This is a genomic window from Nonomuraea antri (assembly GCF_013283785.1).
GTDB lineage: Bacteria > Actinomycetota > Actinomycetes > Streptosporangiales > Streptosporangiaceae > Nonomuraea > Nonomuraea antri.
Map to the genome: position 1 here is coordinate 1 of NZ_JABCPZ010000197.1, position 21,322 is coordinate 21,322.

Genomic DNA, 21,322 nt, shown 5'->3' on the forward strand with positions numbered 1-21,322 from the left:
GCCACCGCCTACTCCAACCCCGCCACCGCCGCCCTGGCCGTGGACTGCGACCCGGCGACCGCCTGGCAGTCGTCCACCGCCAAGCCGAACTGGCTGTACGTCGACCTCGGCGCCCCGCAGCGGATCACCCGCATCGTCGTCAGATGGGGCGGCGGCCACGGCACGAGCTACAAGTTCCGCAGCTCCGGCAACGGAAGCAGCTGGTCCACCTTCCAGGCCGGAACCGGCCTCGACGGCGGCACGGACGAGGTCGCGGTCGACGTGACCACCCGCTACCTGCAGATCTACCTGAGCCAGTACGCGGGCGACGCCGGCTTCACGATCAACGAGCTGGAACTGTACTGACCCCCCGCCTGCCGGGGTGCGATCACGCACCCCGGCAGCGCCCGGGTCAGGCGGCCCCGGCGATCTCCAGGCCGGTGGCGATGATCGCCGCCAGCTCCGCCTCGTGCTCGGGCGACGGATCGACCAGCGGCGGCCGCACCGGCCCCGCCGCCAGCCCGCGCAGCCGCACCCCGGCCTTCACCAGCGACACCGCGTACCCGGGCACCCGGTCGCGCAGCTCCACCAGCGGCAGGTAGAACCCGGTCAGCAGGCGCTCGGTCAGCGCCTCGTCCTCGCTGGTCACCGCCTTGTAGAAGGCCAGCGCGATCTCCGGGGCGAACGCGAACACCGCGCTCGAATACAGGGTCACGCCGAGCCCGCGGTAGGCGGGCACGGTCAGCTCGGCCGTGGGCAGCCCGTTGAAGAACTGGAACTCCCGGTCCGTGGCCCGGCGCACGGTCAGGATGATGCGCTGCAGGAGGTCGAAGTCGCCGAGCCCGTCCTTGAAGCCGATCACCTCGGGCACGCCGGCCAGCTCGGCCACCGCCTCGGGGGAGAACCTGGCGTTGCCGCGCTGGTAGATGATCACCGGCAGGCCGCCGGCCTCGGCCACCTCGCGCACGTATCGGACGAGCCCGGCCGGCGGCCCGCCGACCAGGTACGGCGGCAGCAGCAGGAGCCCGTCGGCCCCGCCCGCCGCGGCCGCGCGGGCGAAGGCCCTGGCGGACGGCAGCGCGCCGCCCGCGCCGGCGAAGACCGGGACGCGGCCGTCCGCCGCCGCCACCGAGGTGGCCACGACCCTGCTGTAGTCGCCGAGGTCGAGTGCGTTGAACTCACCCGTGCCGCAAGCGGTGAACACTCCTCCCGCCCCGGCCGCGACCCCCTCGGCGACGTGCCGGGCCAGCACGGGTTCGGCGACGTCGCCGTCCGGGCCGAAGGGGGTCACGGGAAAGAAGAGAACACCATCTAGCCGCATCGACGGTCCTTTCTAGCGGATGCCCTCCCTGCGCAGAGTGGCAGCCAGCTTGCGGGTGTGATTGATCACCGCTTCGGTGACCGGCTCGACCTCGGCGGGCGATAGCCCGGCCGGCATCGAGACGCTGATCGCGTCCGTGGCCGGGATGCGGTAGTCGACCGCCACGGCCACGCACGCCACGCCGGGCGTGCCCTGCTCGCGTTCGTAGGCCCAGCCCCGGGTGCGGACCTGGTCGAGCTCGCCGGTCAGCTTCGTCAGGTCGGTGATCGTGTGCTCGGTGAGCGCGATCAGCTCCCTGGGCAGCAGCGCCTCGACCTCGTCGTCGGTGAGCTGCGCGAGCAGCACCTGGCCGAGCGCGGTGACGTGCGCGGGCAGGCGCCGGCCCACGCGCGGGATCACGTGGTGCGCGTCGCGCGACTCCCGGGTGGCCAGGTACAGGACGTGCGCCTCGTCCCTGCGGGCGAAGTGCACGGTCTGCCCGATCTCCGCCCGCAGGTCCTCCAGCGTCTCCTGCGCGAACGGCAGCGCCGGGTCCTTGTCCAGGTACGCGGTGCCGGTCAGCAGCGCGTGCGGCCCGATGCCGAAGGCCGAGCCGTCGGTCTCCACCCACTTCAGCTCGACCAGCGTGCGCATCAGCGCGTGCAGGCTGCTGCGCGGGAACCCGGTGCGCTGCTGGAGCTCCGACAGCGTGAGGCTGTCGTGGGAGGAGGCCAGGGTTTCGAGGATGCGTACCGTCCGCTCGGCGGACTTGACCAGCTGGGGCTCCATGCTCATCCCATCTCGACGGCGGCTGCGGAGTGTCAGGATATTGGATACCGTCCAGATACATGGACACCTAGCCCTTGATCGCGCCGCTGGTCAGCCCGCGCATGAACTGCCGCTGGAAGGCCAGGAACGCGATGATCGAGGGCAGCAGCGCCAGCAGCGACGACGCCAGCAGCACGCCGATCCCGACCTCCTCGTCCGAGCGGAGCGAGCGCAGCGCGATGGGCAGCGTCCACATGCTCGACTCGGGCGCGACGATGAGCGGCAGCAGGTACTGGTCCCAGATCATCGTGAAACCGAACACGCCTATTACGCCGAGCGCCGGCCGGCACAGCGGCAGGATGATCGTGGCGAAGATCCGCAACTCGCCCGCGCCGTCGATGCGGGCGGCCTCCTCCAGTTCGACCGGCACCTCTTTCATGAACTCGGTCATCACCAGAATGGAGAAGCCCCAGGCGCCAACCGGGAGAATCATGCCGGCGTACGTGCCGATGAGATTGGCGCCGATGAGCGGCATGTCGGCGAGCACCAGGGAGAGGGGAATCGCGATGATCTCCTCCGGCAACATCATCGTGGCCAGCATGATGAGCAACACGAACGTCATCCCGCGGAATTTCTTGCGCGCCAGCGCGTAGGCGGCGAACACGCTCACCAGCATCTGCAGCAACAATCCGAATCCCACCACCACGAACGAGTTGAACAGGTAGCGGTAGACGTTCTTGTCGGTGGCCTGCAGGAAATTGTCGAAGGTGAATTCGTCGGGCCAGAGCGAGAAGGCGGTGGGGTCGAGCGTCTTGTTGAAGGCGCTGACCAGCAGCCCGACGAGCGGCCCGGTGAAGACCACCACCGTGAGCCCGTAGACCACGAACTTCGCCGCGGTGGCCAGCGGTCCCTTACGCGACTCCAGCCCCAACGCGCTGTCGAACCTCACCGGGCCTGCCTCCTCCGCAGCGCCTGCACCACCAGGGTCAGCGTCAGCGTGGCCAGGAACAGCAGGATCCCGCCCGCCGAGGCCACGCCCAGGTCGTTCTTCTGGAACCCGAGCTTGTAGATCAGGGTCATCAGCACCTCCGACGAGCCGTTCGGCCCGCCGTTGGTCAGCACGTACACCTCGACGAACACCCGGATCCCGCGAATGGCCGCCAGCGTGAACAGGATCCAGAACACCGGCCGCAGCGCGGGCAGCGTGATGTGGCGCAGCCGCGACCGGACCGAGGCCCCGTCCACGGCCGCCGCCTCGTACAGCGTGCGGTCCACGCCGACGAGCCCGGCCACGAAGATCATCATGTCGTACGGCGTGCCCCGCCAGACGCTCATCAGCATGATCGACCAGAGCGAGGAGTCCTCGTCGGCCAGCCACGGCTGCGGGTCGACGCCCACCCAGCCGATGATCACGTTCAGCATCCCGGTGTCGCCCGGGTGGAACATGATCCGCCACACCTCGGCCACCGCCGCCATCGTGGTGACGACCGGCAGGAAGGCCGCCGTCCTGACGAACCACAGGTAGCGGGCCTGCCCCTCGACCAGCAGCGCCAGGCCCAGGCCGAGCACCAGCGAGCCGATCGTGGTGCCCAGCGCCAGGACCGCGCTGTGCCACACGGCGGCGGCGAACTCGTCGTCGGTGAGCAGCGTGCGGTAGTTGTCCAGGCCGCGCCACTCGTCGCCCAGGTACGTCTGGACCTTGAAGAAGCTCTTCCACAGGCCCATCGCCATCGGGATGAACTTGAAGTACAGGAAGAGCAGCAGGGCCGGCGCCAGGAACAGCCAGGCGATCAGCGTCCCCCGCCGCCGCGCCGGCTTGGCGGGGGAGCCGGGGGACGCCGTCACGCTCCGCGCCCGCGTGAGTGTCGGAGTCATGATGCCTTTTGGCTCTGCAGTTCCTGGGTGAGCTCGGTGTTCAGGCCGTCCATCGCGGTCTTGACGTCGGCCGAGCAGTCGGCCCACACCGTGTTGATGGCGTCGGCCGAGGTCTGCCTGATGGGCGCCCAGTTCGGCACCGGCGGGGCGTAGACGGCGTCGGCGTAGGCGTCCTGGAAGACCTTCCAGCGCGGGTCCTGCCGCTCGCTCGCCAGGTCCACGCCCGTGTTGACGGGCAGGCGGACGATCGCACCCGGCGCGTCCTTGTTCATGCCGATGCGCTGGCCCTCGGGGGAGATGGCGTACTCGGCGAACTTCTTCTGGCCGTCCTGGTTCTCAGAACCGGCCATCAGGTAGACGTTCTCGCCCTCGCCCAGCGTGCCCGGGCCGCCGGAGGGGCCCTTGGGCACCGCGACGACCTCGAGCTTGTCGGTGCCGATGCTCTTGACGAACCTGGCCAGCACGTACGGGCCGACCAGGTAGATGCCGCCCTGGCCCTTCTCGAACACCTCGTGGGTGACGGTGGTGTCGTTGCTGACCGCGCCCGGGTTGACCGTCTTGGCCGTGCAGAACTGCTCCTGCAGGAACGTGACGGCCTCCACGGTCTTGGGGTCGTTCGTCATCGGCGCGAACTTGCCGGGCCCGGCGGACCTGAGGAAGTCGCCGCCGTTGGCGTAGATGAGCGAGGAGGCGTACCAGGAGGCGTAGCCGCGCTTGGTGCCGCCGGGGACGACGAAGCCCGAGGTGTCCTGCTGCCCGTTGCCGTCGGGGTCCTTCTCGGTGAACGCCTTGGCCAGCGCGGCCAGCTCGGCCCAGGTCGTGGGCGGCTGGAGGCCCACCTTCTCGCGCCAGTCCTTGCGCACGATGAGCGCGAACGCCTGGGCGGAGAAGGGCGCGGCGTAGAACTTGCCGTCGCTGCCGGTGGCCGCCTTCCACGACAGCTCCGACAGTTTGTCGCCGCCCGCCAGCGCGGCCTTGTCCACCTCGCGCAGCCAGCCCTGGCTCTGCATGTTGCCCAGCTGGGCGGTGTCGTTGATGACGATGTCGGGAAGCTGTTTCTGCGCGGCCTGCTGCTGCAGCTTGGTCTCGAAGTCGTCGAACAGCGCGACGACTTTCGCCTGAATCCCCGTGGCCTTCTGGAACGCCTCGGCGAGTTTCTTCGCCGTCTTCGCGGAGTCGGAATCGGGCTGCTGCCTGATCCAGATCTCCAGCGCATTGTCTGACCCTGATCCCCCGGAACCGCAGCCTGTCAGCGTTACGGCCAGGGTCGTCGCCAGCGCGACCCCGAGTAAACGACGTGACATCAGACCGCCTCCCGTTCACATACGTGGACACATGTCGCGGATTTGGACTATGTTCCTGTGAACGTAACGAGTCTCACATGTCACGGGCAATATTCAAGTATGTGAATTTGGAACAGAGTCGTGTACATGATTGAGGCATGCGTATTCTCATGACCGGCGCCGCCGGAAAAGTCGGCACGTTGCTGCGTCCCCGACTCGCCCGGGAAGGCCGTACGCTGCGGATTTCCGATATCGCGCCCCTCGAGGCCGGGCCGGGCGAGGAGACCGCCGTCGCGGACCTCACCGACCCCGCCGCCATGGCCGCGGCCATGAAGGGCGTCGACGCCGTGCTCCACCTCGGCGGCCAGAGCCGCGAGCACCCGTGGGCCGACATCGTCGAGGCCAACATCAACGGCACCCAGGTGCTGCTGGAGGCGGCCAGGAACGAGGGCGTCCGGCACGTGGCGCTGATGGGCAGCCACCACGCGGCCGGCTTCCACACCCGCCCGCGCACCGGCGCTGACCTGCCCGACTACGCCTTCCCCCGCCCCGACACCTTCTACGGCGTCAGCAAGGTCGTCATGGAGGCGCTGGGCAGCCTCTACCACGACAGGTTCGGCATGGACGTGACCGTGATCAGGCTCGGCACCTGCAACGAGGGCTCGGCCGACGTCCGCGGCCTGGCCACCTGGATCTCCGCCGACGACCTGGCCCGCCTGGTCGAGTGCGCGCTGACCGCGACCGGCTTCCACGTGGTCTGGGGCGTGTCGGACAACGCCCGCCGCTGGTGGTCGCTGAAGGCGGCCGAGTCGATCGGCTACACCTCGCGCGACGACTCCGAGCCGCAGGCCGCCGCCCTCATCGCCGAGCAGGGCGAGCCCGACCTGTCCGACCCGGTGCACGACCGCGCGGGCGGCGTCTTCACCATGCGGGAGCTAGGGGGCAAATGGTGAGGCTAGGTTAGGGACCCACCGGCAGAGGCGGAGGGTGACGATGACGGCGACGATCAGGGACGTGGCCCGCGCCTGCGGCGTGCACGTGTCCACCGTGTCCCGCACGTTCTCCGCGCCGCACCTGGTGAACGCGGCCACCAGGAGCAAGGTGCTGGCCGCCGCCGACGCCCTGGGCTACCGGCCCAACCGCGCCGCCCAGGCGCTCACCACCGGGCGCACGTTCAACCTCGGCCTGATCGTGGCCGACATCGCCAACCCGTTCTTCCCGCCGCTCATCAAGGCCGCCCAGGCGCAGGCCAGGCAGCGCGACTACCACGTGTTCGTGGCCGACACCGACGAGGACCCCAGGGCCGAGGAAGAGCTGGTCAGAACCCTGGCCAAGCAGGTGGACGGCATCCTGCTGTGCAGCCCGCGCCTGTCGAACCGGGCCATCGAGCGCCTGGCCGAGGACACGCCGTTCGTGGTGGTGAACCGGCGGATCAAGGGCATGCCGGCCGTGCTCATGGACGTCGGCCAGGGCGCCGCGCAGGCGCTCGACCACCTGATCGGGCTCGGCCACCGCAAGGTGGCATTGGTCTCGGGGCCGAGCGGCTCGTGGACCAGCGACGAGATGCGCCGGGCCGCCGCCGAGACCCCCGGACTCGACCTGGTGCTCCTCGGCCCCAACCAGCCCACGGAGGAAGGCGGGCTGGCCGTCGCCGGCGACGTGGCCGCGTCCGGGGTGACCGGCGTGCTGGCCTACAACGACCTGGTCGCGCTCGGCCTCATCGAGGGGCTGGCCGGGCTCGGCGTCACCGTGCCCGGCGAGGTGAGCGTGATCGGGTTCGACGACATCCTGCCGGGCAGGCTCAACCGGCCCAAGCTGACCACCGTCACCATGCCGGCCGCGGCCGCCGGGCGGCTGGCCGTCGACCTGCTGCTGCAGGGCGAGGGCGCGCTGGTGACGCTGGAGACCGCGCTGATCGTCCGCGAGTCGACGGCCGCCCCCCGGCAGGCGTGAGGTCTCAGGCGCTCACACCGGGCCGATGCCCGTGTGCCTGGTGGCCGTGGCCTTGAGCACCAGCAGCGCGACGTCGTCCTGCGACGGCTGGGCGGCGAACGAGTCGACCGCCTGGCGCACCCGCTCGGCCACCGCGTGCGCGCTCAGCCCCGTGCACCCCGACAGCAGCCTGGCCAGGCCGTCGTCGTCGTCGAGCAGCCGGTCGCCGTCGCGCCGCTCGGTCACCCCGTCCGTCACGCACAGCAGCACCTCCTCGGGCGCCAGCTCGAACGTCTCCACGTAGAAGCGCGCGCCCCCCTCGATGCCGAGCAGCAGCTGCGGCGTGGCCATCGGGTCGACCAGGCCGTTCTTGCGCAGCAGCAGGGGCGGCGGGTGACCGGCCGAGGCGATCGTGCACAGCGCGCCGCCCTGCGGCAGCGGCGTCAGCTCGCCGCACAGCAGGCTGAGGAACCTGCCCTCCTCGCCCTCGTCCAGCAGCGCCTGGTTGAGCCGGTCGAAGATGTCGGCCACCGTGTAGTGCTCCTTGGCCAGCAGCCGCACCGCGTGGCGGGCCAGCCCGGTCACCGCGGCCGCCTCCGGGCCGCTGCCGCACACGTCGCCGAGCGCGAAACACCAGTGGTCGGCCACCGTGAACAGGTCGTAGAAGTCGCCGCCGACGTCCGCGCCCTCCTCGGCCGGCTCGTAGACGACAGCGGACTCCAGCCCCGGCATCGGCGCCACCCGCACCGGCAGCAGGCTGCGCTGCAGCACCCGCGACGTGGTGGCCTGACGGGCGTAGAGCATGGCCGTGTGCAGGTTCAGCGCGACCAGGCGGCACAGGTCGGCCAGCAGGTCGGCCAGCTCCAGCGGCAACGTCGGCTCGCCCCGCCCGATCACCAGCGCGCCGTGCGAGCGGCCCTGCGTCAGCAGCGGGAACGCCAGCACGGTCTCGGGGCCGACCGGCCAGCTCACGTCCGACAGCGCGGAACGCGGGATCGCCGGCAGCGACTTGCGCAGCGCGCCGTTGTTGCGTTCCTCGCTGTGCCACACGTGCGCGAGCCTGGTCATCCCGGCCAGATCGGTCAGGTAGACGGCCGCCCAGGTGGCGATCTTGGGGACCACGAGCTGGGCGGTCAGCGCCGCGATCAGCTCCTCGTCGTGCACCCCGGCCAGCAGCTCGCCCGCCTCGGCCAGGAACGACAGCCGCCCGCGATGCGCCCGCTCCTGCTCGGCCAGCCGCTCACGCTGGACAGGGCCGGCCACCTGGTCGGCGATGTGCTGCAGGCTGACCGTCAGCTCCTGGTCGAAGCGGCCCGGCTGGGCGGCCGTCACCACCAGGTAGCCCGTCACCTCCCCGGCCACCAGCAGCGGCGCGCACGCCAGCGACCTGGCCCGCAGCTGCTGGGCCAGCTCGACGTCCGCGCCCAGCAGGTCGTCGATCAGCGCCGGCGCCTGCCGCTCCGGGCCGAACACCCCGGCCGCCACCACCCCGACCAGCCCCGCCGTGCCGCCCGCGCCCGCCGCCACGCCGAACCTGTTGCCGCCCTCCGCCGACAGCAGCACGTACGCCGCGTCGCCGCCGCTGGACATCTGGACGATCTGCGCGATCGTGTCGAGCAACTCGGTGAACGGCCGGTCCCGGTCGAGCAGGTCCTTGATCCGGCGGCCCGCCTCGCGGCGCATCGGCGTGGGCGGCGAGGCCAGCACGTACCGGTGGTCGCTGCCCACCACCAGCCAGATCGACCTGCGATCCGTGGCCCGGCCCCGGGTGCGCAGGTGGGAGACGTAGACCGGGACCAGGCCGCCGTCGATGTGCCGCATCCTGGTCTCGCCCCGCCAGCGGCCCAGGCCGAGCGTGTCGGTCAGCGACAGCCCGTACGTGCCGTGCCCGCGCCAGGCCACCAGCTCCTTCAACGGCATGCCCACCGCCTGGCCGGCCCGCCAGCCGAGCAGCTGCTCCGCCTCGCCGTTCCACGAGACCACGTACCCGTCGTCGTCGCAGACCACCACCGCCAGGTGCAGGGTCTCGGCCGGCGCGGCGACGGCCGCGGGCGCGGGACCCGGCGGCGCGATCGAGCCGTCGGCGCACTCGGACAGCTCCATCCGCACCCACACCCGCTTGGCGCTCCTGGTGTAGGTCACCCCCCAGGCGTCGGCCAGCATGCCCGCGAGCGCCAGCCCGCGGCCCGAGGTGGCCAGCGACTCGGCCGGGGGAGGCTCGGACGGCAGCGCCCGCCCCGGGTGGTGGTCGTCGACCTCGATCTCCAGTTTGGCCGGATGGTCGTCGGTGTCCAGCCGGCACGTCAGCTCGATGCCGGTGCCTGCGTGCACCACGGCGTTGGTGACGAGTTCGCTGGTCAGCAGCACGGCGTCCTCGGCGAGATGGCTGAGGCGCCATTCGCCGAGCACCTGGCGGACGAATCGCCGTGCGTGGGCTGGGGCATGGGGAGTGCCGTCGAATGCCGTACTCGACACCCTGGTCGTGTCCACTCTGCGTCCTAGAACATCACTCGATGTGGCAGTTCGGTCACTCTCAGAGTGGCAGACTGAGGGCCGTTGATGCCTGGACTTGTGAAGAAGGCCGCCATGGTCGCCCAGATGAATCCCCCGATGACGCCGGGAACTCTTCACGCGGCGGACCTCCGTCCGCTGCTCGCCGCGCTGCAGGGGCTGCGCGACGGGAACTTCCGCGACCGGCTGGAAGTGCCCGGCGATCCGTTCGTCGCCGAGCTGGTCATCACCTTCAACCAGGTCGTCGACCGCAACGAGCACCTGGTCGGGGAGCTGAGCCGGGTGCGCGGCGAGGTCGCCAGGCGCGGCAGGCTCGACGAGCGGCTGTCGCCCAGCCCGGGCACAGGGAGCTGGGCGGCCGGCGTCGCGGCGGCCAACGCGGTGATCGACGCGCTGGTCATCCCGGCGGCCAAGGCCACCAGGGTGCTCAACGCGGTCGCAGACGGCGACCTGTCGCAGCGGGTCGACCTGCAGGAGGACAACCGGCCGCTGCGCGGCGGGCTGCGGCTCATGGGCAAGGCGGTCAACCGGATGGTCGACCAGCTCGCGCTGTTCTCCGGCGAGGTGACCAGGGTGGCGCGCGAGGTGGGCACCGAGGGCAGGCTGGGCGGCCGGGCCAAGGTGCAGGGCATGTCGGGCAGCTGGCGCGATGTGACCCAGGCGGTCAACGCCATGGCCGGGCGGCTGACGGCCCAGGTGCGCGACATCGCGGTCGTCACCACGGCCGTGGCCAGAGGCGACCTGACCAGGCAGGTCACCGTCGAGGCCACCGGCGAGCTGCTGGAGCTGAAGCTGACCGTCAACACCATGGTCGACCAGCTCTCGGCGTTCGCCAGCGAGGTGACCAGGGTGGCCCGCGAGGTCGGCACCGAGGGGCAGCTCGGCGGCCGGGCCGAGGTGAAGGGCGTGCTCGGCACCTGGAAGGACCTCACGGACAACGTCAACTTCATGGCCTCGAACCTGACCAGCCAGGTACGCAGCATCGCCATGATCACCACGGCCATCGCCAACGGCGACCTGTCCAAGAAGATCACCGTGGACGCGCGGGGCGAGATCCTGCAGCTCAAGGAGACCATCAACGCCACCGTCGACAAGCTGTCCGCCTTCGCCGACGAGGTGACCAGGGTGGCCCGCGAGGTCGGCACCGAGGGCAGGCTGGGCGGTCAGGCCCGGGTGCGCGGGGTGAGCGGGGTCTGGAAGGACCTCACGGACAACGTGAACTTCATGGCCTCCAACCTGACCAGCCAGGTCAGGAACATCGCCCAGGTCGCGACGGCGGTGGCCAACGGCGACCTGTCCAAGAAGATCGACGTCGACGCCCGGGGCGAGATCCTGGAGCTCAAGACCACGATCAACACCATGGTCGACACGCTGTCGTCGTTCTCGTCCGAGGTCACGCGGGTGGCCAGGGAGGTCGGATCGGAAGGCAGGCTGGGCGGCCAGGCCGAGGTCGAGGGCGTCTACGGCACCTGGGAACGGCTCACCAAGAACGTCAACGAGCTGGCCGGCAACCTCACCACCCAGGTGCGCGCCATCGCCGAGGTGGCCAGCGCGGTCGCCCAGGGCGACATGAGCCGTTCGATCAGCGTCGAGGCCAAGGGCGAGGTCGCCGAGCTGAAGAACAACGTCAACCTCATGGTGGCCAACCTGCGCGAGACCACCCGGGCGAAAGACTGGCTGGAGAGCAACCTGGCCCGCATCGCCGGGCTCATGCAGGGCCACCGCGACCTGGTCGAGGTCGCCGACCTCATCCTGCGCGAGCTGACGCCGCTGGTCAGCGCCCAGTACGGGGCGTTCTTCCTGGCCGACCCCGACTCGCGCGACGGCGCGCCGGCCTTCATCGCCGGCTACGGCGCCGCCCACGACGTGCTCCCCGACCCGGCCGCCACCGGCCCGGGCCTGATCAGGCAGGCCGCGCTGGAACGCAAGCGGATCCTGCTCGACGACGTGCCGCCCGGCTACATCAAGGTGCGCACCGGCCTGGGCGAGGCCGCGCCGCTCAGCGTGGTCGTGCTGCCGATCGTGTTCGAGAACACCGTGCTCGGGGTGATCGAGCTGGCCTCGTTCAGCCGGTTCAGCGACGTGCACCTGGCCTTCTTCGACCAGTTCGTGGTCACCATCGGCGTGGCGATCAACACGATCATCGCCAACGCGCGCACCGAGTCGCTGCTGTCGGAGTCGCAGCGGCTGGCCCAGCAGCTGCAGGGCCGCTCCGACGAGCTGCAGCGCCAGCAGGCCGAGCTGCGCAGGTCGAACGCGGCCCTGGAGGAGAAGGCGCACCTGCTGGCCACCTCCTCGCGCTACAAGTCCGAATTCCTCGCCAACATGTCGCACGAGCTGCGCACGCCGCTCAACAGCCTGCTGATCCTGGCCAGGCTGCTGGCCGACAACCCCGAGGGCAACCTGTCGGTGCAGGAGGTGGAGTTCGCCACCACCATCCACAACGCGGGCAGCGACCTGCTGCAGCTCATCAACGACATCCTCGACCTGTCCAAGATCGAGGCCGGCCGGATGGACGTGCGTCCCGAGCGGCTGCCGCTCAGCAAGCTGCTCGACTACGTCGACGCCACGTTCCGCCCGCTCACCGTGGACCGGCGGCTGACGTTCGAGATCGACGTCAGGGCGGGGGCGCCGCGCGAGCTCTACCACGACGAGCGGCGGCTGCAGCAGATCCTGCGCAACCTGCTGTCGAACGCGGTCAAGTTCACCTCGTCGGGCGAGGTCAGGCTGGAGGTGTCGGCCGCCGGCCACGACCGCCCGGTGCTGAAGGACGTCGCCGAACTCGTGGTGGCCTTCGCGGTCAGCGACACCGGCATCGGCATCGCCGAGGACAAGCTGCCCGTCATCTTCGGCGCCTTCCAGCAGGCCGACGGCACCACCAGCAGGAAATACGGCGGCACCGGGCTCGGCCTGTCGATCAGCAGCGAGATCGCCCGGCTGCTCGGCGGCGAGATCCAGGCCAGCAGCCGGCCCGGCGTCGGCAGCACGTTCACGCTGTACGTGCCGGCCCGCTGCCTGACCTCCACGGTCACCGGCGAGCCGGGCGAGCTCGAAGAGACCGGCTGGCGTCCCGAGCCGCCGCGCAAGCTGGTCGAGCGCGTCCCCCCGCCGCACGCCGACTGGCACGCCCCCGACAGCGGCGAGGACCTGTGGCAGTCGGTGGCCACGCTCGCCGAACCTGGCGACAGGGCCGCCTTCGACGGCCGCCGGGTGCTGATCGTGGACGACGACATCCGCAACGTCTACGCGCTGACCCACGTCCTCGGCCGGCTCGGCATGGAGGTCGTCTACGCCGAGAACGGCCGGGAGGGCATCGAGGCGCTCGAACGCGAGGAGAAGATCGCGCTGGTCCTGATGGACGTGATGATGCCGGAGATGGACGGCTACGAGACGCTGGCCGCCGTCCGTCAGATGCCCAGGTTCGCCGACCTGCCCATCATCGCGCTGACGGCCAAGGCCATGCCGGGCGACCGGGAGAAGACGATCGCCTGCGGCGCGTCCGACTACGTACCCAAGCCCGTGGACCTCGATCATCTGCTGGACGTGATGCGCGGATGGCTCGCTGGGGAGAGGGAGGGCGGCGCATGAACCGTCAGGTCAAGATCCTGCTGGTGGACGACAACGAGGAGAGCCTGATCGCGCTGGAGGCCGTGCTGCGGCCGTTGCAGCAGCGGCTGTTCAAGGCCAGGTCGGGGCAGGAGGCGATGAAGCTCATGCTCAGGCACGACTTCGCGGTCGTGCTGCTCGACGTCCTGATGCCCGGCATGGACGGGTTCGAGACCGCCGCGCACATCAAGCGGCTCGACCAGACCCGCGACGTGCCGATCATCTTCCTGACCGGCACCGAGCCGGGCTCCGGCGCGGCCTTCCGCGGCTACGCGGTGGGCGCGGTCGACTATCTGACCAAGCCGTTCGACCCGTGGGTGCTCAGGTCGAAGGTGGCGGTGTTCCTGGAACTGTTCCGCAAGAGCGCGGTGCTGATGGAGCAGACCGAGCTGCTGGGCAGGCTGGTGCAGAGCGACGAGGTGCTGACGGACTTCGCGCAGCGGCTCGGCGCGGTCGAGGCGCGGCTGGTCGACCTGGGCGGTTCCTGCTCCGACGACGAGGGGTTGCGCGATGCGATCAAGGATCTGGCCGACCGGGTGTCGGCGATGCAGGCGGCGTTCGACGCGGTCGCCACGAGCGCGCGGCCCGGCCTGAGCTAAGTTTCCGACATTTCGGACACTCGGCGAGCCGACGCGCGTTGGCGGGTGTCTCCGTCGTACCTTTGGCATCATGGCCACCCGTACGCCGAAAAGCGCATCGAAGGGGCCGGCGAAGCGGTCGACCTCGGCACGCTCGACCCCCGCGAAGAGGGGGGCCGCGTCCGCGGGGCGCCCGAGGGCGAAGGGCACCGCGTCGAGCCGCAAGCCTTCGGTAGCGCATCAGGACCCGATCAGCTGGGTCTTCACGATGATCGGCAAGCTGATCGTCGGGCTGTGGATGCTGCTCGCCAACGGCATCGGCAGCACCGCACGCGCGCTGGGCAAGAACGCCCGCGAGCTCGACCCCGCGCACCGGCGCGACGGCATGGGCCTGACCGTGCTCGCGGGCGCGATCGTGGTCGCCGCGATGACCTGGCGCAACGCCGACGGCGCGGTCTCCGGCGTGGTCAACGCGGCGGTGCGCGGCGTGTTCGGCTCGCTGGCCTGGGCGCTGCCGCTGTTGCTCGGCCTGCTGGCCTGGCGCTACCTGCGCCACCCCGACCAGAACGCCGACACCGGGCGGATGGTGATCGGCTGGGCCGCGCTGCTGGTCGGCGTGCTCGGGGTCATCCACGTCGCCAACGGCACGCCGTACCCGGCGCCGGACGACGCGGCCAACGGCATGGACAACGTGTCGCAGGCGGGCGGCATCGTCGGGTTCATCGTGTCGGCGCCGCTGATGAGCATCCTGCCGCCGTGGATCACGATCCCGCTGCTGCTGATCCTGTCGGGGTTCGGCGTCCTGGTGATCACCGCCACGCCGGTGCACCGCATCCCCGAGCGGCTGGGCGAGCTCAAGCACCTGCTGTTCGAACGGCACGCGGAGAACGACCAGGCGACGGCCCCGCCGAAGAAGCGGGTCCGGGCCAAGAAGGCGGAGGGCGAGGCGGCCGGGGAGTCGGTCAAGCCGTACGACACGCCGGTCATCTCGGAGAAGGACCGGCTGGCCGACCACTCGCCGGAGATCGTGCCCGGGCTCACCGACGAGGAGGCCACGCCGGCCGTGGCCGCCGAGGCCAAGCCGGAGCCGCCGCATCCCACGCCCGCGCCGCGCAAGGTCGAGCAGCTCGTGCTGTCGCCGCAGGCCGGCCCGTACAGCCTGCCCGACCTGCAGCACCTCAAGCCGGGCACCGCGCCCAAGCCGCAGACCAAGGCCAACACGACCGTGGTGAACGCGCTGACCAGCGTGCTGGAGCAGTTCGCCATCGACGCGCAGGTGATCGGTTTCACCCGGGGCCCGACGGTGACCAGGTACGAGATCGAGCTGGGCCCGGCGGTGAAGGTGGAGAAGGTCACCGCGCTCACCAAGAACATCGCCTACGCCGTCAAGTCGGCCGACGTCCGGATTTTGTCGCCCATTCCTGGCAAGTCGGCTATCGGGGTGGAAATCCCGAACGCCGACAAGGACCTGGTGGCGCTCGGCGACGTGCTGCGGGCCCAGGTGGCGCAGGCCGACCACCACCCGATGATCGTCGGCCTGGGCAAGGACGTCGAGGGCCGCACCATCGTGGCGAACCTCGCCAAGATGCCCCACCTGCTCATCGCGGGCGCCACCGGCGCCGGTAAGTCCGTCTGCGTGAACGGCCTGATCACCTCGATCCTCATGCGGGCCACGCCCGACGAGGTGCGCATGGTGCTGGTCGACCCCAAGCGGGTGGAACTCTCGGTCTACGAGGGCATCCCCCACCTCATCACGCCGATCATCACCAACCCGAAGAAGGCCGCCGAGGCCCTCGAATGGGTGGTCGGCGAGATGGACCGCCGCTACGACGACCTGGCCGCCTCCGGGTTCAGGCACGTGGACGAGTTCAACCGGGCCGTGCGGGCCGGCAAGCTCCAGCCGCCGCCCGGCAGCGAGCGGGTCTACCAGCCCTACCCGTACCTGCTGGTGATCGTGGACGAGCTGGCCGACCTGATGATGGTCGCCCCGCGCGACGTCGAAGACTCCATCGTGCGCATCACGCAGCTCGCCCGCGCGGCCGGCATCCACCTGGTGATCGCCACCCAGCGGCCCTCCGTGGACGTCGTCACCGGCCTGATCAAGGCCAACGTGCCGTCCAGGCTGGCGTTCGCGGTGTCGTCGGTGACCGACTCGCGGGTCATCCTCGACCAGCCGGGCGCCGACAAGCTGGTCGGCCAGGGTGACGCGCTGTTCCTGCCGATGGGGGCGTCCAAGCCGATCCGCATCCAGAACGCGTTCGTCTCGGAGAAGGAGATCGCCGAGGTCGTCACCCACTGCAAGACGCAGATGCAGGTCGAATACCGCGACGACGTGGCCGCCGCGCCCGTCAAGCGGGAGATCGACGAGGACATCGGCGACGACCTCGACCTGCTCATCCAGGCCGCCGAGCTGATCGTGACCACCCAGTTCGGCTCCACCTCGATGCTGCAGCGCAAGCTCAGGGTCGGCTTCGCCAAGGCCGGGCGCCTGATGGACCTGCTCGAAAGCCGCAGCGTGGTCGGCCCCAGCGAGGGCTCCAAGGCCCGCGAGGTGCTGGTGAAGCCCGACGACCTGCCGGGTTTGCTGGCCGACCTGCGTGGCGAATGACCCCAATGCGTGCTTCCGCGCCGGTAACTGATTGAATGTGTACCACTACGCATTGTCGTGGTGGGGAGGCGATCGCCGTGGAGGAGCAGAGCATCGGAGCCGCGCTGGCAGCGGCCAGGCAGTCGGCGGGTTTGACGGTTGCGCAGGTCAGCGAGGCGACTCGCATCCGCGTGCCGATCATCCAGGCGATGGAGCAGGATGATTTCGGCCAATGCGGTGGCGGGTTCTACGCCAGGGGGCATCTCAAGGCCGTGGCCAAGGCCGTGGGGCTCGACCCCGAGGCCACCGTCCACCTGTTCGACCAGCAACACGGCGGCGCGCCGCAACCGGTGCGCGCCGCCTCGGTGTTCCAGGCCGACAGACAACTCAACCTGCGTGAGCGCCACGGGCCCAACTGGACGATGGCGCTCGGCGTGGCGCTGGCCATCGTGGTGGTGTTCGGCGTGATCAGAGTCGTGGGCGGCGCGGGGGACCGGCTGCCCGCCGCCGAGGTGAACCCGGCCTCGGGCGTGCCCACGCCCAGCCCGGCGGCCACCGTCACGGCGAGCCCGGCCAGGGCCGCCCAGAGCACCAGGAACATGGTCGTGGTCAGGGTCCAGGCCAAGCGTTCCTCGTTCGTCACCGTCCGTGACGCCGAGGGCCGCAAGCTGTTCTCCGGGACACTCAAGGCGGGCAAGATCTCAACGTGGCGGTCGCCACAACGGATGAATGTCTTGCTCGGCGACGCGGGCGCCGTGTTCCTGCAGGTCAACGGCAAGGACATGGGAAAGGTGGGCCGTCGCGGCGAAATAGTGCGCCGCACGTTCGGGGTGCCCACGCCGCCACCTAGGTAGGCCGTGCATCGGGTGGTGGCCAACTCCCGATACCGTAGTGTTCACCATGTCATCCCGCCGAACCGCATCGCTGATCACTCTGGGCTGCGCGCGCAACGAGGTCGACTCGGAAGAGCTGGCCGCGCGACTCGAAGCTGCCGGCTGGCAGCTGGGCGACGACGACCCAGACGTCGTCGTCGTCAACACGTGTGGCTTCATTGACTCGGCCAAGAAAGACTCCATCGACACGCTGCTGGCCGCCGCCGACTCCGGCGCGAAGGTGGTCGCCGCGGGCTGCATGGCCGAGCGCTACGGCAACGAGCTGGCCGAGGCTCTGCCGGAGGCCAGCGCGGTCATCTCCTTCGACGACTACGCCGAGATCGGCGGCAGGCTCGACGACGTGCTGGCCGGCAAGCCGCTCAAGCCGCACACGCCGCGCGACCGCCGCACCCTGCTGCCCATCTCGCCGGTCGAGCGCGGCACGCACCAGGCGCACATCCCGGGCCACGGCGACCTGCCCGACGGGCTCGCGCCCGCCAGCGGGCCGCGCGTGCTGCGCAAGCGGCTCGACGAGAGCCCGGTGGCCTCGCTCAAGCTGGCCTCGGGCTGCGACCGGCGCTGCACGTTCTGCGCCATCCCGGCCTTCCGCGGCGCGTACGTCTCGCGCAACCCCGACGAACTGCTGGCCGAGGCCGACTGGCTGGCCCACCGCGGCGTGCGCGAGCTCGTCCTGGTGAGCGAGAACTCCACCTCCTACGGCAAGGACCTGGGCGACCTGCGGGCGTTGGAGAAGCTGCTGCCCCAGCTCGCCGCCGTCGAGGGCATCGACCGGGTGCGGGTCAGCTACTTGCAGCCGGCCGAGCTGCGTCCGGGCCTGATCGAGGTGATCACCGGCACCGCGGGCGTGGCCGACTACTTCGACCTGTCCTTCCAGCACGCCAGCGGCGGCGTGCTGCGCCGCATGCGGCGCTTCGGCGACCCCGAGCGGTTCCTCGGGCTGCTGGAGACGGTCCGGCAGCGCGCGCCCGAGGCGGGCGTGCGCTCCAACTTCATCGTCGGCTTCCCCGGCGAGACCGAGGAGGAGTTCGGCGAGCTGGTCGGCTTCCTGGAGCGGGCCAGGCTCGACGTCATCGGCGTCTTCGGCTACTCCGACGAGGACGGCACCGAGGCCGCCACGCTGCCGGGCAAGCTCGACCAGGAGGTCATCGACGAGCGCGTGCGCGTGCTCACCGAGCTGGCCGAGGAACTGAGCGCGCAGCGCGCGGAGGAGCGCATCGGCACCGAGGTCGACGTGCTGATCGACGACGACCTGGGCGACGGCGGCTACGAGGGCCGCGCCGCCCACCAGGGTCCCGAGGTCGACGGCTCCGTCACCGTCCAGGGCATCGGTCTGGTCAGGGGGCAGATCGTGCGGGCAGTCGTGGTCGACGCCGAGGGCGTCGACCTGATCGCGCGCATCAAGGCCGGTCCATGACTGTGTTTCCCGACAGCCTCCTGCGCTCCGCTCCTCGGTCGCTGGCGCTCCCTGCGATGCTCACTCCGGAGGCCGTCTCGTGACCAAGGACGAGCGCCGCGTGGTCAGTCCGTGGAACATCGCCAACGTCCTCACGGTCCTGAGGTTGGCGCTCGTCCCTTTCTTCGTCGTCTGCCTCTTCCTGCCGGGCACGGGCTGGCGGCTGACCGCGCTCGCGGTGTTCGGGGTGGCTTCGCTCACCGACCACCTCGACGGTGAGCTGGCCAGGCGCTACGGCCTCATCACCGACTTCGGGAAGATCGCCGACCCGATCGCCGACAAGGCGCTCATCGGGGCGGCGCTGGTGTGCCTGTCGATCCTGGACGAGCTGCCGTGGTGGGTCACGATCGTGATCCTGGGCCGTGAGCTGGGCATCACGCTGCTCAGGTTCATGTTGCTGCGGCACGCGGTCATCCCGGCCAGCTACGGCGGCAAGGTCAAGACCGTGCTGCAGATCGCGGCCATCGTGCTGTATCTGCTGCCCTGGGTGCCCGACTGGCTGCGCTGGGTGACGATGCTGGCGGCGCTCCTGGTCACCGTCGGCACCGGGGTCGATTATGTGGTCAGAGCGATCAGATTGCGGCAAGTGGCCAGGCAGGCCCGCGGGGAGTGATCTCGATGGACGTGGCCGGAGTTCTCGACCTGCTGGTGCGCAACTCGGCCACGGTGGCCGTGGCCGAGTCGCTGACCGGGGGGCTCATCGGGGCCGCGTTCACGTCCGTGTCGGGCTCGTCCAGGGCGTTCAGGGGCGGGGTGATCTCGTACGCCACTGAGCTGAAACACGCGCTGCTGGGGGTGCCTGACGAGCTGCTGCGCCGGGAGGGCGCGGTGCATCCGGAGGTGGCCGCGGCCATGGCCGGCGGGGTGGCGCGGCTGTGCGGGGCCACGTACGGGCTGGCGGTGACCGGGGTGGCCGGGCCGGAACCCCAGGACGGCAAGCCCGTGGGCACCGTGCACGTGGCCGTCGCTGACCAGACCGGGGGAATTTGGGTCAGGGAATTGCGGCTTAAGGGATCGCGCGAACGTATCAGGGTAGAGACGGTGGACGAGGCCGTAGATCTCCTCGCAGGTGTGCTGAAGGCGAACATGGGGGAACATTCCGGGTGATTACCGTGTTACGTCCCGAGCGAACATGCGAAGCACGGTCTGACGCGGTGTCGGTGGATACGGGTACGGTGGAGCTGTGAGTGAGGTCCGTGAGCCAACTGCAAGCAGCGAGCGCCCGGCAGGCGGGCCGAATGGGACACGCCCGAATGAGTCCTACAGTGATCCACGAGCGTCAGGCCAGGGGCGGCGGCGCCCCATGATGACGGCGAGGAGTATGTACGAAGCCAAGAAGACCAATGTGCGGCACGATCCGATCGCGCGGGGCGTGGTGAAGTCCTCCACGCCGGGGAGGGAGCGACAGATGATTTTGCTGCGTCAGCTGCTCGGAGACGTGCTGAGGCGGTTGCGGGTGCGGCAGGGACGCACGCTACGAGAGGTCTCCACGCTGGCGCGTGTTTCGCTCGGCTACCTGTCCGAGGTGGAACGCGGCCAGAAGGAAGCCTCGTCCGAGCTGCTCGCGTCCATTTGCGGCGCGCTCGGAGTGCCGCTTTCGCAGGTGCTGCGTGAGGTGTCCGACCAGTTCGCGCTGGCCGAACTCCAGGCCGCGCCGGTGCTCGCCGACGTGCCCGAGCACGAGCGACTGCCCCTTGCCGAGACGGTTCCCGGGTCGATCTCCGACTCCGTGTTCCCCGAAGTCAAGGACATGGTGGCTGCCTAAGGCTGGCAGCCGCCACACCACAGGATCAGCCGTTCCTGTGGCTGCGCCCCCATCTCCCCTCGGCTGATGCGGGTGCCGCATCGGCGACAGGGTCTTCCAGCCCTGCCATAGACCCAGGTCTGGCTCGCCGGGCGGCGATCACCTGTGGTCACCGTGCCCGCATTCGTCTTGTTGGCGTCCAGCAGTCGCTGCGCCAGCCCCACCAGCCCCTCCAGATCCTCGATCTCGCCGACCCTCCGCCACGGGTTCACGCCCCGCAGGAACAGGGTCTCGGCGCGGTAGATGGTGCCGATGCCCGCGAGGTTGCGCTGATCGAGCAGCGCCTCCCCGATCGTGCGCTCAGGCGCCTGCCGCAGCCTCCGCACGGCCTCCCGGACGTCCCAGTCCGCGCCCAGCAGATCCGGGCCCAGATGACCGACCAGGCGCGGCTCGTCCGACGTCCTGACCAGATCCACCATGCCCAGCTTCACGCCCACGGCCTGCCACTGCTCGTTGGCCAGGACCAGACGCACCTGGTCGCCCGGGGCCGTTCTGCGACCGGCCGGCATGATCTGCCAGCTTCCGTCCATGCGCAGGTGCGTGTGCACGGTCAGGCCGCCTTCCACGCGGGTGAGCAGGTGCTTGCCGCGTGAGACCGTGGTGAGCACGCGGCGGCCGGAGAGGTCGGCGGTGGCGTGGCGGGGGACACGGAAGTCGGACCTGGTGAGGACGCGGCCGTCGAGCGCGCCGCGGAGCCGCAGGGCGGTGCGGTAGACGGCGTCTCCCTCTGGCATGACTCCAGTTTAGGAAGGG

18 protein-coding genes are annotated in these 21,322 nt (G+C 70.4%); 11 read left to right on the forward strand and 7 right to left on the reverse strand.

Annotation, left to right across the window (positions count from 1 at the left end):
* The coding region (locus HII36_RS41705) for a discoidin domain-containing protein (protein ID WP_173528872.1) at positions 1-345 on the forward strand (345 nt) is incomplete at its 5' end.
* Between the two features lie 46 nt (positions 346-391).
* Here the strand turns inward: HII36_RS41705 and HII36_RS41710 are convergent.
* The 5 genes from HII36_RS41710 to HII36_RS41730 all read right to left on the reverse strand — a co-directional run bounded on the left by HII36_RS41710 (position 392) and on the right by HII36_RS41730 (position 5,226).
* Complete coding sequence (locus HII36_RS41710) at positions 392-1,300, reverse strand: 5-dehydro-4-deoxyglucarate dehydratase (RefSeq protein WP_173528873.1); 909 nt, start codon at positions 1,298-1,300, stop codon at positions 392-394.
* A gap of 12 nt (positions 1,301-1,312) precedes the next feature.
* The gene (locus HII36_RS41715; RefSeq protein ID WP_236004444.1) at positions 1,313-2,074 is read right to left on the reverse strand and encodes an IclR family transcriptional regulator; all 762 of its coding nucleotides are present in this window, start codon (positions 2,072-2,074) and stop codon (positions 1,313-1,315) included.
* 61 nt (positions 2,075-2,135) lie between these two features.
* Complete coding sequence (locus HII36_RS41720; protein ID WP_173528875.1) at positions 2,136-2,996, reverse strand: carbohydrate ABC transporter permease; 861 nt, start codon at positions 2,994-2,996, stop codon at positions 2,136-2,138.
* Positions 2,993-3,922 (reverse strand): carbohydrate ABC transporter permease, encoded by a 930-nt coding sequence (locus HII36_RS41725; protein ID WP_173528876.1) that lies wholly within the window; start codon positions 3,920-3,922, stop codon positions 2,993-2,995. The genes HII36_RS41720 and HII36_RS41725 overlap by 4 nt, the downstream gene beginning before the upstream one ends.
* Positions 3,919-5,226 (reverse strand): sugar ABC transporter substrate-binding protein, encoded by a 1,308-nt coding sequence (locus HII36_RS41730; RefSeq protein WP_173528877.1) that lies wholly within the window; start codon positions 5,224-5,226, stop codon positions 3,919-3,921. The genes HII36_RS41725 and HII36_RS41730 overlap by 4 nt, the downstream gene beginning before the upstream one ends.
* 137 nt (positions 5,227-5,363) lie before the next feature.
* Here HII36_RS41730 and HII36_RS41735 point away from each other — a divergent pair, with 137 nt between their 5' ends.
* Both HII36_RS41735 and HII36_RS41740 read left to right on the forward strand, forming a co-directional pair.
* Positions 5,364-6,158, forward strand: coding sequence for an NAD-dependent epimerase/dehydratase family protein (locus HII36_RS41735; RefSeq protein WP_173528878.1), 795 nt, complete (start codon positions 5,364-5,366; stop codon positions 6,156-6,158).
* 40 nt (positions 6,159-6,198) lie between these two features.
* Positions 6,199-7,158 carry a LacI family DNA-binding transcriptional regulator gene (locus HII36_RS41740; protein WP_173528879.1) on the forward strand — a complete coding sequence of 320 codons (960 nt, stop codon included), beginning with the start codon at positions 6,199-6,201 and terminating at the stop codon, positions 7,156-7,158.
* Between the two features lie 12 nt (positions 7,159-7,170).
* Here HII36_RS41740 and HII36_RS56080 read toward each other — a convergent pair whose 3' ends face one another.
* On the reverse strand, positions 7,171-9,627 hold the full coding sequence (locus HII36_RS56080) for a SpoIIE family protein phosphatase (protein WP_217370621.1): 2,457 nt from the start codon (positions 9,625-9,627) through the stop codon (positions 7,171-7,173).
* Between the two features lie 69 nt (positions 9,628-9,696).
* On the opposite strand from HII36_RS56080, the gene HII36_RS41760 reads away from it, so the two are divergent.
* The 8 genes from HII36_RS41760 (at position 9,697) to HII36_RS41795 (ending at position 20,530) form a co-directional block, all read left to right on the forward strand.
* Positions 9,697-13,236, forward strand: coding sequence for a HAMP domain-containing protein (locus HII36_RS41760; protein WP_407940859.1), 3,540 nt, complete (start codon positions 9,697-9,699; stop codon positions 13,234-13,236).
* Complete coding sequence (locus HII36_RS41765; RefSeq protein ID WP_173528881.1) at positions 13,233-13,853, forward strand: response regulator; 621 nt, start codon at positions 13,233-13,235, stop codon at positions 13,851-13,853. Before HII36_RS41760 ends, HII36_RS41765 begins: the two co-directional genes overlap by 4 nt.
* Before the next feature lie 70 nt (positions 13,854-13,923).
* A complete protein-coding gene (locus HII36_RS41770; protein WP_173528882.1) occupies positions 13,924-16,440 on the forward strand; it encodes a DNA translocase FtsK in 2,517 nt (838 codons plus the stop codon).
* A 77-nt stretch (positions 16,441-16,517) separates the two neighbouring features.
* Positions 16,518-17,273, forward strand: a complete 756-nt coding sequence (locus HII36_RS41775; protein WP_173528883.1) for a helix-turn-helix domain-containing protein — start codon at positions 16,518-16,520, stop codon at positions 17,271-17,273.
* A gap of 46 nt (positions 17,274-17,319) precedes the next feature.
* A complete protein-coding gene (gene rimO, locus HII36_RS41780) occupies positions 17,320-18,726 on the forward strand; it encodes a 30S ribosomal protein S12 methylthiotransferase RimO (protein ID WP_173528884.1) in 1,407 nt (468 codons plus the stop codon).
* A 79-nt stretch (positions 18,727-18,805) separates the two neighbouring features.
* Positions 18,806-19,378: a CDP-diacylglycerol--glycerol-3-phosphate 3-phosphatidyltransferase gene (gene pgsA, locus HII36_RS41785; protein ID WP_173528885.1), complete on the forward strand. Its 573-nt coding sequence runs from the start codon at positions 18,806-18,808 to the stop codon at positions 19,376-19,378.
* Between the two features lie 5 nt (positions 19,379-19,383).
* On the forward strand, positions 19,384-19,872 hold the full coding sequence (locus HII36_RS41790; protein WP_173528886.1) for a CinA family protein: 489 nt from the start codon (positions 19,384-19,386) through the stop codon (positions 19,870-19,872).
* A gap of 301 nt (positions 19,873-20,173) precedes the next feature.
* Positions 20,174-20,530, forward strand: a complete 357-nt coding sequence (locus HII36_RS41795; RefSeq protein ID WP_091084154.1) for a helix-turn-helix domain-containing protein — start codon at positions 20,174-20,176, stop codon at positions 20,528-20,530.
* On the opposite strand, the gene HII36_RS41800 is transcribed toward HII36_RS41795, so the two are convergent.
* The gene (locus tag HII36_RS41800; RefSeq protein ID WP_173528887.1) at positions 20,527-21,303 is read right to left on the reverse strand and encodes an Fpg/Nei family DNA glycosylase; all 777 of its coding nucleotides are present in this window, start codon (positions 21,301-21,303) and stop codon (positions 20,527-20,529) included. The two genes, HII36_RS41795 and HII36_RS41800, sit on opposite strands and share 4 nt — an antisense overlap.
* Positions 21,304-21,322 lie beyond the last annotated feature (19 nt).